General features: G+C 42.1%; 13 protein-coding genes. 11 read left to right on the forward strand and 2 right to left on the reverse strand.

Annotation, left to right across the window (positions count from 1 at the left end; all coding sequences use genetic code 11):
• The first annotated feature begins 56 nt into the window (after positions 1-56).
• Both N8O43_RS05450 and N8O43_RS05455 read left to right on the forward strand, forming a co-directional pair.
• Positions 57-737, forward strand: coding sequence for a hypothetical protein (locus N8O43_RS05450; protein WP_261089678.1), 681 nt, complete (start codon positions 57-59; stop codon positions 735-737).
• A gap of 126 nt (positions 738-863) precedes the next feature.
• Positions 864-1,550 carry a DUF1275 family protein gene (locus tag N8O43_RS05455; protein WP_000764010.1) on the forward strand — a complete coding sequence of 229 codons (687 nt, stop codon included), beginning with the start codon at positions 864-866 and terminating at the stop codon, positions 1,548-1,550.
• Positions 1,551-1,606: 56 nt separating this feature from the next.
• Here N8O43_RS05455 and dusB read toward each other — a convergent pair whose 3' ends face one another.
• Both dusB and hslO read right to left on the reverse strand, forming a co-directional pair.
• The gene (gene dusB, locus N8O43_RS05460) at positions 1,607-2,587 is read right to left on the reverse strand and encodes a tRNA dihydrouridine synthase DusB (RefSeq protein WP_000183308.1); all 981 of its coding nucleotides are present in this window, start codon (positions 2,585-2,587) and stop codon (positions 1,607-1,609) included.
• A complete protein-coding gene (gene hslO / locus N8O43_RS05465; RefSeq protein WP_004235754.1) occupies positions 2,574-3,446 on the reverse strand; it encodes an Hsp33 family molecular chaperone HslO in 873 nt (290 codons plus the stop codon). Before hslO ends, dusB begins: the two co-directional genes overlap by 14 nt.
• Before the next feature lie 164 nt (positions 3,447-3,610).
• Here hslO and N8O43_RS05470 point away from each other — a divergent pair, with 164 nt between their 5' ends.
• The 9 genes from N8O43_RS05470 (at position 3,611) to dltD (ending at position 14,030) form a co-directional block, all read left to right on the forward strand.
• On the forward strand, positions 3,611-5,038 hold the full coding sequence (locus N8O43_RS05470; protein WP_261089680.1) for a helix-turn-helix domain-containing protein: 1,428 nt from the start codon (positions 3,611-3,613) through the stop codon (positions 5,036-5,038).
• Positions 5,039-5,197: 159 nt separating this feature from the next.
• Positions 5,198-6,706 (forward strand): glycerol kinase GlpK, encoded by a 1,509-nt coding sequence (glpK, locus tag N8O43_RS05475; protein WP_261089682.1) that lies wholly within the window; start codon positions 5,198-5,200, stop codon positions 6,704-6,706.
• 41 nt (positions 6,707-6,747) lie between these two features.
• Positions 6,748-8,574, forward strand: coding sequence for a type 1 glycerol-3-phosphate oxidase (gene glpO / locus N8O43_RS05480; RefSeq protein ID WP_261089683.1), 1,827 nt, complete (start codon positions 6,748-6,750; stop codon positions 8,572-8,574).
• Between the two features lie 70 nt (positions 8,575-8,644).
• On the forward strand, positions 8,645-9,349 hold the full coding sequence (locus tag N8O43_RS05485; protein WP_004255366.1) for an MIP/aquaporin family protein: 705 nt from the start codon (positions 8,645-8,647) through the stop codon (positions 9,347-9,349).
• A gap of 224 nt (positions 9,350-9,573) precedes the next feature.
• Positions 9,574-9,705, forward strand: coding sequence for a teichoic acid D-Ala incorporation-associated protein DltX (locus N8O43_RS05490; RefSeq protein ID WP_000813667.1), 132 nt, complete (start codon positions 9,574-9,576; stop codon positions 9,703-9,705).
• Between the two features lie 20 nt (positions 9,706-9,725).
• Positions 9,726-11,276: a D-alanine--poly(phosphoribitol) ligase subunit DltA gene (dltA, locus tag N8O43_RS05495; protein WP_150922691.1), complete on the forward strand. Its 1,551-nt coding sequence runs from the start codon at positions 9,726-9,728 to the stop codon at positions 11,274-11,276.
• Positions 11,273-12,517 (forward strand): D-alanyl-lipoteichoic acid biosynthesis protein DltB, encoded by a 1,245-nt coding sequence (gene dltB / locus N8O43_RS05500; protein WP_261089684.1) that lies wholly within the window; start codon positions 11,273-11,275, stop codon positions 12,515-12,517. Before dltA ends, dltB begins: the two co-directional genes overlap by 4 nt.
• 12 nt (positions 12,518-12,529) lie before the next feature.
• Positions 12,530-12,769, forward strand: coding sequence for a D-alanine--poly(phosphoribitol) ligase subunit DltC (gene dltC / locus N8O43_RS05505; RefSeq protein WP_000351967.1), 240 nt, complete (start codon positions 12,530-12,532; stop codon positions 12,767-12,769).
• Positions 12,762-14,030: a D-alanyl-lipoteichoic acid biosynthesis protein DltD gene (gene dltD / locus N8O43_RS05510; protein ID WP_261089685.1), complete on the forward strand. Its 1,269-nt coding sequence runs from the start codon at positions 12,762-12,764 to the stop codon at positions 14,028-14,030. Before dltC ends, dltD begins: the two co-directional genes overlap by 8 nt.
• The last annotated feature ends 135 nt before the right edge of the window (positions 14,031-14,165 follow it).

Consider the following 14,165-nt stretch of genomic DNA (forward strand, 5'->3'; position numbering starts at 1 on the left):
ATTATATTACAAAAAGATTTCTTTATATTTCTAAAATATTACAAAGGAGTAGAAAAATGAAAAAGAAAACCTATATCAAATTGATGGCAGCAACTGCATTGGCTTCTATCTTGCTATTAGGAGCTTGTGGAAATAAAAAGGAAACAACTCAAGCAAGCAGTTCTGCTAAGACAAGCCAATCATCAAGCTCTAAAGCAGCTTCTTCTAGCAAAGAAAGCAAGACTCAGAAATCCTCAAGTTCAGCTGCATCTGAAAAGGCCAAGGCATCTACTGATCAATCTTCAGCAACTGCAACGCCATCACAAGCGGCACCTGCACCAGAGCAAAGACAAGGTCAAGAAGTGGCTAATCAACAGGTGGCTAGTCAACAAACTCCTGCTCAGGCTCCTCAAGCCCAGTCTAACCAATCAAGCTATGATCCTACAACTGACCGCAAACTTCAAGACAAGCAAGCAGAGCAAAATAAACGCTACAAGGGTGTTTTAACCATGGTAGATGGTGATTTCTCAGCTGCAACGGGCAATTGGAAGGGAGCCAATGGCGAAACCATCACAGTTTCATCAGGGGGCCAATTTACAGTAGAAACTGCAGATGGAAAGAAAGAAAACTATTCTATCAGAGGTTACTCTTACACTCTTGATGATGGTAAGTATAATGCCAAAATCGGTGGAGGAAAAGTCATCCAAATTACAACAGGAGCGGATGGTAAGGTTTCCAGTGTTGCTTTGAGTCAATAATAAAATTTGGTGCTTTAACTTTTACTAGAAATCGTGCTGTAAAAGAGTGAGCCAACTGTTTTTCACTTAGTTTCTCCAAGAGAAAGTGGTATAATAAAAAAATCAAAGGAAAACGAGTGATAATACATGGCGGATAAATTAATATTACCTCAAAACACACGACTAATGGGAGTATTTCTTGGATTTGTAGGTGGTTCTTTGGATGTGTTTTGCCATATTCAATACCATAGTTTGGTAGCGACACAGACAGGGAATATTCTCCTACTTATATCTGATTGGCACGACTCAAATGTCATCAATACGATGCTGCGATTCTGCTCAATTATCTTCTTTTCTCTAGGATTTCTGTTTGCCCTACACATGAAAGAATACCGCAAAACGGCCTACTGGCGGGTTAAGATGTTGCTTCCTTTATTTATTGGGACACTTATTTTGCCTTTCTTTTCACGATCTCCTCTATTAGAAGTTCCTTTCATCGCTTTGGGAACAGGAATGATGATGCTAACATTTACGGGTAGCTTGATTGAAGATCATCCCTATGTCATTTTTATGACGTCTGGAAATTACCGAAAGATGTTGACCGCTTTGTATCGCATTGCTAGAAGAGAAGGAAATATCCAAGAATACCGTCGTCAAGCCTTAAATTATGGGATTGTTGTGGGAAGTTTCATAGTGGGGGCAATCAGCTTGGCTGTATTGATGCATTTTCTTCATGAATGGTCTGTTTGGATTATCAGCCTCAATTTGTTTTTGATTATGTCCTACTATATAGCTAGAGTGAAGCAATTAGATTTACAAGATGAAAACATATAAAAAACGACAAGACTCATTTTTGAGCTTTGTCGTTTTTGTGAGTTGTAGATGTGAGACTATGCTTTATCCAATTGCAAGAGGGCTTCAATCTCTGCCAGAGTGCTAGCTTGTGAAATAGCTCCACGGAGCTTGGCAGCGCCAGATGTTCCACGGAGGTAGTGAGGAGCGAGGCCACGGAATTCACGAACTGCTACGTTTTCTCCTTTGAGGTTAATCAAGCGTTTCAAATGTTCGTAGGCGATTTTCATCTTGTCTTCAAAGGTCAAATCAGGTAGGATTTCTCCTGTTTCAAAGTAATGGTTGATTTGGTTGAAGAGGTAGGGATTTCCCATGGCAGCGCGACCAATCATAACTGCGTCAGCACCAACTTCTTCGATGCGTTGTTTGGCTTCTTGGACCGTACGAATGTCACCGTTTGCGATAAATGGAATCTTGGTCAAAGCTTGAGCGACCTTGTGAAGGGTCTCAAGGTCTGCGTGACCTGTATACATTTGCTCACGGGTACGGCCATGCATGGCGAGGGCAGAAACGCCTGCAGCTTCAGCAGCGAGGGCATTTTCAACTGCCAGAGATGGGTCAGCCCAGCCGGTACGCATTTTGACGGTGAGGGGGATATCAAGGACAGATTGAACCTTGTTGATAATAGAGTAAATCTTATCTGGATCCTTGAGCCACATAGCGCCAGCTTCGTTCTTCACGATTTTATTAACTGGGCAGCCCATGTTGATATCCACGATATCGGTTTTGGTGTTTTCTTGGATGAATTCTGCTGCGCGTGCTAGGCTGTCTTCATCGCTACCAAAAAGTTGGATAGAGACAGGGTTTTCGCCTTCATCGATATGAAGCATGTGCAGGGTTTTTTCGTTATTGTATTGGATTCCCTTGTCAGAGACCATTTCCATGACAACGAGTCCTGCACCGAGCTCTTTTGCGATAGTACGAAAGGCTGAGTTGGTCACGCCAGCCATGGGTGCTAAAACGGTACGATTGGGAATCTCAACATTGCCAATCATAAAAGGTGTATTAAGATTTGTCACGAATGAGTTCCTCCAGGTCGTTTTCATCAAAGTTATAGGTAGTTTGGCAGAATTGACAAGTTATTTCTGCTCCGTGGTCTTCCTCTTTCATTTCCTGTAAGTCTGAGCTTGGAAGGCTAGCAAGAGCGTTCATAAAGCGCTCATGGCTACAGTCACATTGGAAACGGATTTCTTCTTCGGAAAGACGCTTGTAGGCCTCGTCACCGTAGATTGCTTTGAGGAGGGCTTCGATATGGTCTTCACTTTCGAGAAGAGTTGAGATAGCTGGCATTTCTTGGATGCGTTTTTCAAAGCGAGCAATCTCTTCTTCCTTGGCTCCTGGCAAGACTTGGACTAGGAAACCACCTGCAACCTTGACCTTATCTTCTTCGTCTAAAAGGACATTGAGACCGACTGCTGAAGGAGTCTGTTGGCTTTCAGTCAGGTAAAAGGCCAGGTCTTCACCGATTTCTCCAGAGATGAGAGGAGTCATAGAGTTGTAAGGATTTCCAGTGCCGTAATCTGTGATAACGAGGAATTGACCGTTTCCAACAAAAGGTCCGACTAGGACTTCACCAGTTGCAGTCTTTTTGATGTCAACACCAGGATTTTGAACGTAACCTTTGACATTCCCCTTGGTATCAGCGACCGTTATGATGGCACCGAGAGAGCTCGTTCCAAGAACTTTAACCGTTAGCTTGGTATTTCCTTTTTCATTGGCTGCGAGAATCTGGCTAGCGATAAGAGTTCGACCGAGCGCGACAGTTGAGCTGGCTTGGGTTTGATGTTTTTCTTGAGCAGTGCGGACGGTTTCTGTGCTATCAAGGACAAAAGCACGAAAGGCTCCGCTTTCTGATATAGTTTTAATAATTTTATCCATAGCTACTATTTTAGCATAAAAATGCCCAAAGGGGGAGCCGTGTGTTTGCTGATTTTCAGGATAATGGACCAGGAAATCAGCATGAAAATAAAAAGAGAAACAGATTATTTCAGCATTTGTAAGATTTATGCTATTCTTAAGGTAGAAAATGAAAGGGGTAACAAATGTATTTAGGAGATTTGATGGAAAAGGCTGAATCTGGCCAATTTTCAATCCTTTCCTTTCTATTACAAGAGTCTCAGACGACTGTCAAGTCTGTAATGGAGGAAACAGGATTTTCAAAAGCAACCCTAACTAAATATGTCACCCTACTCAATGACAAGGCTTTGGACAGTGGCTTAGAGCTGAATATCTCCTTAGAAGATGAAAATCTGCGCCTGTCGATCGGTGCAGCTACCAAGGGGAGAGATATTCGGAGCCTGTTTTTGGAGAATGCTGTTAAATACCAGATTTTGGTCTATCTTCTCTACCACCAACAGTTTTTAGCCCATCAGCTGGCTCAAGAATTGATGATTAGTGAGGCTACACTTGGTCGCCACTTAGCTAGCTTAAATCAGATTTTGTCAGAGTTTGACTTATCCATCCAAAATGGTCGTTGGCGAGGTCCAGAGCATCAGATTCGATATTTCTATTTCTGCCTTTTCCGCAAGGTCTGGTCGAGTCAGGAATGGGAAGGCCATATGCTGAAACCAGAGAGAAAACAGGAGATTGCTACACTAGAAGAAATCTGCGGTGCAAGTTTGTCTTCGGGGCAGAAATTGGATTTGGTTCTCTGGTCTCATATCAGTCAACAGCGTCTTCGGGTCAATGCTTGTCAGTTTCAAGTGATAGAAGAGAAAATGCGAGGGTATTTTGACAATATTTTCTACCTTCGTTTGCATCGAAAGGCTCCTTCCTTTTTTGCCGGGCAACACCTTCCTCTAGGAACTGAGGATGGTGAGATGATGATATTCTTCTCTTTCCTTCTATCTCATCGCATTCTTCCTCTTCATACTATGGAGTATATTCTTGGTTTTGGAGGGCAGTTGGCAGATTTGCTGACGCAATTGATTCAAGAAATGAAGAAGGAGGAGTTACTGGGTGATTACACAGAGGATCATGTTACCTATGAACTCAGTCAGCTTTGTGCTCAAGTCTATCTTTATAAGGGCTATATTTTACAGGATTGCTACAAGTACAAGTTAGAGAATCGTCATCCATATTTACTGATGGAACATGATTTTAGGGGGATGGCAGAGGAGATTTTTCATGCTCTACCTGCCTTTCAGCAGGGGACGGATTTGGATAAGAAAATTCTCTGGGAATGGCTTCAGTTGATGGAATATATGGCTGAAAATGGTGGTCAGCATATGCGGATTGGTCTGGATTTGACATCTGGTTTTCTTGTCTTTTCAAGGATGGCAGCCATTTTGAAACGGTATTTGGAATATAATCGTTTTATTACCATTGAAGCCTATGACCGAACTCGACATTATGATTTGCTGGTTACCAATAACCCCATTCATAAGAAGGAACAAACCCCAGTCTATTATTTAAAAAATGACTTGGATATGGAAGATTTGGCGGCTATTCGTCAGTTATTATTCACTTAAAAGGCTTGGTCGTTCCAGGTCTTTTTTGTGAAATTCACACAATCTCCTCACATTTTTTTAAAAATTAAAAAAAGTTGATGAACAAGAAAGCGCTTTATTTTGTATACTAGTAAGTGTAAAGAGGAAACATCCTCAAGATCTTTATCAGGAGGACAGCACATGTCACAAGAAAAATACATCATGGCCATTGACCAGGGGACTACAAGCTCTCGTGCCATTATTTTCAACAAAAAAGGAGAAAAAGTTAGCTCGAGTCAAAAAGAGTTTACCCAGATTTTCCCTCAGGCAGGTTGGGTAGAGCACAATGCCAATGAAATTTGGAACTCTGTTCAGTCAGTTATTGCGGGTGCTTTCATCGAAAGTGGTGTCAAGCCAAATCAAATCGAAGCAATCGGTATTACTAACCAGCGTGAAACAACTGTTGTCTGGGATAAGAAAACAGGGCTTCCTATCTACAACGCAATCGTTTGGCAGTCTCGCCAAACAGCCCCTTTAGCTGAGCAACTAAAAAACCAAGGTTATGTGGAAAAATTCCATGAAAAGACTGGTTTGATCATCGATGCTTACTTCTCAGCGACTAAGGTTCGTTGGATTTTGGATCATGTAGAAGGCGCTCAAGAGCGAGCAGAAAAAGGGGAATTGCTCTTTGGTACCATTGATACTTGGTTGGTTTGGAAATTGACTGACGGTGCGGCTCACGTGACGGACTACTCAAATGCAGCCCGTACCATGCTTTATAACATTAAAGAACTCAAATGGGATGATGAGATTTTGGAAATCCTCAACATTCCTAAGGCTATGCTTCCGGAGGTTCGTTCTAACTCTGAAATCTACGGTAAAACAGCCCCATTCCATTTCTATGGTGGAGAAGTTCCAATCTCAGGTATGGCTGGGGACCAACAAGCGGCCCTCTTTGGACAGTTGGCCTTTGAACCTGGTATGGTTAAAAATACTTATGGAACAGGCTCTTTCATCATCATGAATACTGGTGAAGAAATGCAGTTGTCTGAAAACAATCTCTTGACAACGATTGGTTACGGAATCAATGGCAAGGTTTACTATGCCTTGGAAGGTTCTATCTTCATCGCAGGAAGTGCTATTCAATGGCTTCGTGATGGTCTTCGCATGGTTGAAAATTCACCAGAATCTGAAAAATACGCTCTTGATTCTCACAACAATGATGAAGTTTATGTCGTTCCAGCCTTTACAGGTCTAGGTGCTCCATACTGGAACCAAAACGCTCGCGGTTCTGTCTTTGGCTTAACTCGTGGAACAAGTAAAGAAGACTTTATCAAGGCAACTCTTCAATCTATCGCTTATCAAGTGCGTGATATCATCGACACGATGCAAGTAGATGCTCAGACAGCTATCCAAGTCTTGAAAGTAGACGGTGGTGCAGCTATGAACAATTTCCTCATGCAGTTCCAAGCTGACATTTTGGGAATCGATATCGCACGCGCCAAAAACTTGGAAACAACAGCTCTAGGGGCAGCCTTCTTAGCAGGTTTGTCAGTAGGCTACTGGAAGGATTTGGATGAGTTGAAACTCTTGAACGAGACAGGAGAACTCTTTGAGCCATCTATGAACGAATCGCGCAAGGAACAACTCTACAAGGGCTGGAAGAAGGCTGTAAAAGCAACTCAAGTCTTTGCGGAAGTAGACGACTAATACTGGAAGAATAAAGCGACTTAGTTAGAAAGTGTGTAAATATGGAATTTTCAAAGAAAACACGTGAATTGTCAATTAAAAAAATGCAAGAACGTACCTTGGACCTCTTGATTATCGGTGGAGGAATCACTGGTGCTGGTGTAGCCTTGCAGGCGGCAGCTAGCGGTCTTGAAACTGGTTTGATTGAAATGCAGGACTTCGCAGAAGGAACATCCAGCCGTTCAACAAAATTGGTTCACGGAGGTCTTCGTTACCTCAAACAATTTGACGTAGAAGTGGTATCAGATACTGTTTCAGAACGTGCAGTGGTTCAACAAATCGCACCACACATTCCAAAACCGGACCCAATGCTCTTGCCAGTTTACGATGAAGATGGAGCGACCTTTAGCCTCTTCCGTCTTAAAGTAGCTATGGATTTGTATGACCTTTTGGCAGGAGTTAACAACACACCAGCTGCTAACAAGGTTTTGAGCAAGGAAGAAGTTTTGGAACGCCAGCCAAACTTGAAGAAAGAAGGTTTGGTAGGAGGTGGGGTTTACCTTGACTTCCGTAACAACGATGCGCGTCTCGTGATTGAAAATATCAAACGTGCCAACCAAGACGGTGCCCTCATTGCTAACCACGTGAAGGCAGAAGGCTTCCTCTTTGACGAAAGTGGCAAGATTACAGGTGTGGTAGCTCGTGATCTCTTGACAGACCAAGTCTTTGAAATCAAGGCCCGTCTGGTGATTAACACAACAGGTCCTTGGAGCGACAAGGTGCGCAATTTGTCTAATAAAGGAACGCAATTCTCACAAATGCGTCCAACTAAGGGAGTTCACTTGGTAGTGGACTCAAGCAAGATCAAGGTTTCGCAGCCAGTTTACTTTGACACTGGTTTGGGAGATGGTCGTATGGTCTTTGTTCTCCCGCGTGAAAACAAGACTTACTTTGGTACAACTGATACAGACTACACAGGTGATTTGGAACATCCAAAAGTTACTCAGGAAGATGTAGATTATCTACTTGGCATTGTCAACAACCGCTTCCCAGAAGCAAACATTACCATTGATGATATCGAAAGTAGCTGGGCAGGTCTTCGTCCATTGATCGCAGGCAATAGCGCTTCTGACTACAATGGAGGAAATAACGGAACCATCAGTGATGAAAGCTTTAACAACTTGATTGCAACTGTTGAATCTTATCTCTCTAAAGAAAAAACGCGTGAAGATGTTGAGTCTGCTGTCAGCAAGCTTGAAAGCAGTACCTCTGAGAAACATTTGGACCCATCTGCAGTTTCTCGTGGTTCTAGCTTGGACCGAGATGATAATGGTCTCTTGACCCTTGCTGGTGGTAAAATCACAGACTACCGTAAGATGGCTGAAGGAGCTATGGAGCGCGTGGTTGAAATCCTCAAAGCAGAATTTGACCGCAGCTTTAAACTGATCAACTCTAAGACTTACCCTGTTTCAGGTGGAGAATTGAACCCAGCAAATGTAGACTCAGAAATCGAAGCCTTTGCGCAACTTGGAGTGTCACGTGGTTTGGATAGCAAGGAAGCTCATTACCTAGCAAATCTCTACGGTTCAAATGCACCGAAAGTCTTTGCTCTTGCTCATAGTTTGGAACAAGCGCCAGGACTTAGCTTGGCAGATACTTTGTCACTTCACTATGCAATGCGCAATGAGTTGGCTCTTAGCCCAGTTGACTTCCTTCTTCGTCGTACCAACCATATGCTCTTTATGCGTGATAGTTTGGATAGTATCGTTGAGCCAGTTTTGGATGAAATGGGACGATTCTATGATTGGTCAGAAGAAGAAAAAGCAGCTTACCGTGCTGATGTCGAATCAGCTCTCGCTAACAACGATTTAGCAGAATTAAAAAATTAAGAAAAAATAAAAGAGGTGGAGGGCAGGACTCCTAGTCTACCCTCTCCTTCTTTTTAATGGAGACAGAAAGATGATGAATGAATTATTTGGAGAATTTTTGGGGACTTTAATCCTGATTCTTCTAGGAAATGGTGTTGTTGCAGGTGTGGTTCTTCCTAAAACCAAGAGCAACAGCTCAGGTTGGATTGTGATTACGATGGGTTGGGGGATTGCAGTTGCGGTTGCAGTCTTTGTATCTGGCAAGCTCAGTCCAGCTCATTTAAACCCAGCTGTGACAATTGGTGTGGCTTTAAAAGGTGATTTACCTTGGGCTTCCGTTTTGCCTTATATCTTAGCCCAGTTCGCAGGGGCTATGCTCGGTCAGATTTTGGTTTGGTTGCAATTCAAACCTCACTATGAGGCAGAAGAAAATGCAGGAAATATTTTGGCTACTTTCAGCACAGGACCAGCTATCAAAGATACTGTATCAAACTTGATTAGCGAAATCCTTGGCACCTTTGTATTGGTATTGACAATCTTTGCTTTGGGACTTTATGACCTTCAAGCAGGAATCGGAACCTTTGCAGTGGGAACTTTGATTGTCGGTATCGGTCTATCACTAGGTGGGACAACAGGTTATGCCTTGAACCCTGCACGTGACCTTGGACCTCGTATCATGCACAGTATCCTTCCAATTTCAAACAAGGGAGACGGAGACTGGTCTTATGCCTGGATTCCTGTTGTGGGACCTGTTATCGGTGCAGCCTTGGCCGTGCTTGTATTCTCACTTTTCTAATCTAGAAAACAATTATGTTGATAAAGCTTGAGATGAAAATCTCAGGCTTTTTTAAAAATATACATAGAAAAACCGCATAATTTTAAAATTAGCTTAAATATAATGAAAATCTACGGCAAACAATTGAAAAAATACTATATAAAGTGGTACAATGGTAGAAAAATAAGCTAGTAAGAATCACTCTTATTTTAGCTAAAAATTACAGAAATGAATGGTTTTTCTTGATGAAACAGAGAAAAGAATTGTACCTCTTTCTTGGTCGGACAGCCTTGTATTTTCTTATCTTTCTGGGGCTGCTTTACTTTTTTAGCTATCTTGGTCAGGGTCAAGGAAGCTTTATCTATAATGAATTTTAACTTGAAGGAGAATCCCTATTGTGTCAAATAAACCAATAGCAGATATGATTGAAACCATTGAGCATTTTGCTCAGACCCAGCCTAGCTATCCTGTTTATAATGTTTTGGGTCAGGAACACACTTATGGAGATTTGAAGGCTGATTCGGATAGTTTGGCTGCAGCCATTGACCAACTAGGCTTGCCTGAGAAGTCTCCTGTGGTTGTTTTTGGTGGCCAAGAATATGAAATGTTGGCAACCTTTGTAGCGCTGACTAAGTCAGGTCATGCCTACATTCCCATTGATAGCCATTCGGCTTTGGAGCGAGTTTCAGCTATTTTAGAAGTAGCAGAGCCAAGCTTGATTATTGCCATCTCAGACTTTCCATTGGAGCAGGTTTCTACGCCAATGATGAATCTAGCTCAGGTGCAAGAAGCCTTTGCTCAAGGGACTAGCTATGAGATCACGCATCCAGTCAAGGGTGATGATAACTACTACATCATCTTTACTTCTGGTACGACTGGTAAGCCAAAGGGAGTACAGATTTCCCATGATAACCTCCTCAGCTTTACCAATTGGATGATTACGGACAAGGAATTTGCGACGCCAAGTCGTTCGCAAATGCTGGCTCAGCCACCTTATTCTTTTGACTTGTCTGTCATGTACTGGGCACCGACCTTGGCACTGGGTGGTACGCTCTTCGCTCTTCCTTCAGCTATTACTCAGGACTTTAAGCAACTCTTTGCGACCATCTTTTCATTGCCAATCGCTATCTGGACATCAACCCCTTCTTTTGCGGATATGGCCATGTTGTCAGAAGACTTTAATAGTGAGAAAATGCCTGGAATCACGCATTTCTACTTTGATGGTGAAGAATTGACGGTTAAAACGGCTCAAAAACTACGCGAACGTTTCCCAAATGCCCGTATTATCAATGCCTACGGCCCAACAGAAGCGACAGTAGCCCTGTCAGCAGTTGCTGTGACAGACGAGATGCTAGCGACTCTCAAACGCCTACCAATCGGCTATACCAAGGCTGATTCTCCAACCTTTATCATTGATGAGAATGGCAAGAAACTGCCAAATGGTGAACAGGGAGAAATCATTGTTTCTGGACCAGCCGTTTCAAAAGGTTATATGAACAATCCTGAAAAAACGGCAGAAGCCTTCTTTGAGTTTGAAGGTCTACCAGCCTACCATACAGGAGATGTGGGAACTATGACAGATGAAGGCTTGCTTCTCTACGGCGGACGCATGGACTTCCAGATTAAGTTCAACGGTTATCGCATTGAGTTAGAAGATGTCTCTCAAAACCTTAATAAGTCTCGCTTTATCGAGTCTGCTGTCGCAGTTCCACGTTATAACAAGGACCACAAGGTACAAAATCTGTTAGCCTATGTCATCTTAAAAGATGGTGTTCGTGAGCAGTTTGAGCGTGATATCGATATTACCAAGGCCATCAAGGAAGATTTAACAGATATCATGATGTCCTACATGATGCCGTCTAAATTCCTTTATCGAGACAGTTTACCACTGACTCCAAATGGAAAAATTGATATCAAAGGATTGATTAACGAGGTGAATAAGAGATGATGGAGTTCTTTCAACAGCTTCCTCATTTAGAGCCATATGGCAATCCTCAGTATTTTGTTTATGTGATTGCTGCAACCTTGCCTATCTTTATCGGCCTCTTTTTCAAGAAACGCTTTGCCTGGTATGAAGTACTGGTTAGCCTCTTCTTTATCATCACCATGTTGGTAGGTGGAAAGACCAATCAACTAGCTGCCTTGGGTACTTACCTTTGCTGGGAAATTTTGCTCCTACTCTTCTACAAGCATTATCGAAAAAGTAAGGATGGCAAGTGGGTCTTCTACTTAGTTAGTTTTCTGTCCCTTCTCCCGATTATCTTTGTCAAGGTGCAGCCAGCTATCAATGGAACGCAGTCTTTGCTTGGATTTTTGGGAATTTCTTACCTGACCTTTCGTTCGGTTGGAATTATCATCGAGCTGAGAGATGGAGTGATTAAGGATTTTACCCTCTGGGAATTCCTCCGTTTTCTTCTCTTTATGCCGACTTTTTCAAGTGGTCCAATCGATCGCTTTAAGCGTTTTAATGAAAATTATCAGACCATTCCTGAGCGAGATGAGTTGATGGATATGCTGGAAGAATCCGTTCGCTATATCATGTGGGGATTTTTGTACAAGTTTATCCTGGCTCATGTTTTAGGAGAAACTTTACTACCTCCTCTGAAGAATCTAGCCCTGCAGTCAGGTGGCTTCTTTAACCCCTATGCCTTGGCAGTTATGTATACCTTTGGTTTGGAGCTTTTCTTTGATTTTGCAGGTTACTCTATGTTTGCCTTGGCTATCTCAAACTTAATGGGAATCCGTAGCCCCATCAACTTTAATAAGCCTTTTTTATCAAGGGATTTAAAAGAGTTTTGGAATCGTTGGCATATGAGCCTTTCTTTCTGGTTCCGTGACTTTGTCTTTATGCGAATGGTGATGGTGTTGACCAGAAAGAAGGTCTTTAAGAATCGTAATGTAACCTCAAGCGTGGCCTATATTGTAAATATGCTGATTATGGGATTTTGGCACGGTGTGACCTGGTACTATATCGCCTATGGACTCTTTCATGGGATTGGGCTGGTCATCAATGACGCTTGGGTTCGTAAGAAAAAAACACTCAATAAGGAACGGAAAAAAGCAGGGAAGCCTGCTCTACCTGAGAATCGCTGGATTCAGTTGCTTGGCATGGTTGTCACCTTCCATGTCGTCATGCTGTCATTCTTAATCTTTTCTGGATTTTTGAATGATTTATGGTTTAAAAAATAAAGGAAATAAAATATGGATATCAAATCAGAAGTTATCGAAATTATTGATGAGTTGTTTATGGAAGATGTCTCTGACATGATGGATGAAGATCTTTTTGATGCAGGTGTCTTGGATAGTATGGGAACGGTTGAGTTGATTGTGGAGATTGAAAACCGTTTTGACATTCGTGTCCCTGTAACAGAGTTTGGTCGCGACGACTGGAATACAGCTAATAAAATCATAGCTGGTATTGTGGAGCTACAAAATGCTTAAACGCTTATGGATGATCTTCGGACCGGTCTTGATAGCTGGTTTGTTGGTTTGTCTGCTTATCTTTTTCTATCCTGCTGAGATGCGCCATGATCTGGGAGCTGAAAAGCGTTCGGCGGTGGCTACTACCATTGAAAGTTTTAAGGAGCGGAGTCAAAAGGTCAGAGCCTTATCTGATCCAAATATGCGTTTTGTTCCCTTCTTTGGCTCCAGTGAATGGCTTCGTTTTGACGGTGCCCATCCTGCGGTATTGGCTGAGAAGTACAACCGCTCTTATCGCCCCTATCTTTTAGGACAGAGGGGAGCTGCATCGCTCAACCAGTATTTCGGGATGCAACAGATGTTGCCACAACTGGAGAATAAACAAGTTGTATATGTCATCTCGCCCCAGTGGTTTAGTAAAAATGGCTATGAGCCAGCAGCCTTCCAGCAGTATTTTAATGGGGATCAGTTGACGAGTTTTCTGGAACATCAATCTGGAGATCAGGCTAGTCAATATGCAGCAACTCGCTTACTAGAGCAGTTTCCAAATGTAGCTTTGAAGGATCTAGTTCAGAAGTTGGCGAGTAAAGAAGAATTGTCGACGGCAGACAATGAAATGATTGAATTATTGGCTCGTTTTAATGAACGCCAAGCTTCCTTTTTTGGTCAGTTTTCGGTTAGAGGCTATTTCAAATACGATAAGCATGTAGCTAAGTATTTAAAGACCTTGCCAGATCAGTTTTCTTATCAAGCTATAGAAGATGTTGTCAAAGCAGATGCAGAAAAGAATACTTCCAATAATGATCTGGGAATGGAAAATTATTTCTATAATACGCAGATTAAAAAGGATTTGAATAAATTAAAGGATTCTCAGAAAAATTTTACCTACCTCAAGTCGCCAGAATATAATGACTTGCAGTTGGTGTTAACCCAGTTTTCTAAATCCAAGGTAAACCCAATTTTTATCATTCCGCCTGTTAATAAAAAATGGATGGACTACGCTGGTCTACGAGAGGATATGTACCAACAAACGGTGCAAAAGATTCGTTATCAGTTAGAAAGTCAAGGTTTTACCAATATAGCAGATTTTTCTAAGGATGGCGGGGATCCTTTCTTTATGAAGGATACCATTCACCTTGGTTGGTTGGGTTGGTTGGCTTTTGACAAGGCAGTTGATCCTTTCCTATCCAATCCCACACCAGCTCCGACTTACCATCTGAATGAGCGCTTTTTCAGCAAAGATTGGGCGACTTATGATGGAGATGTCAAAGAATTTCAATAGATCATAATATAGAAGAGTTCAAGAATGAAGCCTATTTTCACGTTTTTTCTTGACTCTTTTTTTGGTTGTGATATAATTAACCAGTAAATAATTTTTTTTTTAAAGAATAGTATTTTCTCTTAAAAAAGAGAAGTC

It is taken from the genome of Streptococcus mitis (genome assembly GCF_946190335.1).
GTDB classification, from domain to species: Bacteria; Bacillota; Bacilli; order Lactobacillales; family Streptococcaceae; genus Streptococcus; species Streptococcus mitis_CH.

Bases quoted from the DNA above. Each gene is read 5' to 3' on its own strand.
- glpO (WP_261089683.1), top strand. From the start codon at position 6,748: ATGGAATTTTCAAAGAAAACACGTGAATTGTCAATTAAAAAAATGCAA.
- hslO (WP_004235754.1), bottom strand. From the start codon at position 3,446: ATGGATAAAATTATTAAAACTATATCAGAAAGCGGAGCCTTTCGTGCT.
- dltB (WP_261089684.1), top strand. From the start codon at position 11,273: ATGATGGAGTTCTTTCAACAGCTTCCTCATTTAGAGCCATATGGCAAT.
- N8O43_RS05485 (WP_004255366.1), top strand. From the start codon at position 8,645: ATGATGAATGAATTATTTGGAGAATTTTTGGGGACTTTAATCCTGATT.
- N8O43_RS05490 (WP_000813667.1), top strand. From the start codon at position 9,574: ATGAAACAGAGAAAAGAATTGTACCTCTTTCTTGGTCGGACAGCCTTG.
- N8O43_RS05470 (WP_261089680.1), top strand. From the start codon at position 3,611: ATGTATTTAGGAGATTTGATGGAAAAGGCTGAATCTGGCCAATTTTCA.
- dltD (WP_261089685.1), top strand. From the start codon at position 12,762: ATGCTTAAACGCTTATGGATGATCTTCGGACCGGTCTTGATAGCTGGT.
- dltC (WP_000351967.1), top strand. From the start codon at position 12,530: ATGGATATCAAATCAGAAGTTATCGAAATTATTGATGAGTTGTTTATG.
- N8O43_RS05455 (WP_000764010.1), top strand. From the start codon at position 864: ATGGCGGATAAATTAATATTACCTCAAAACACACGACTAATGGGAGTA.
- glpK (WP_261089682.1), top strand. From the start codon at position 5,198: ATGTCACAAGAAAAATACATCATGGCCATTGACCAGGGGACTACAAGC.
- N8O43_RS05450 (WP_261089678.1), top strand. From the start codon at position 57: ATGAAAAAGAAAACCTATATCAAATTGATGGCAGCAACTGCATTGGCT.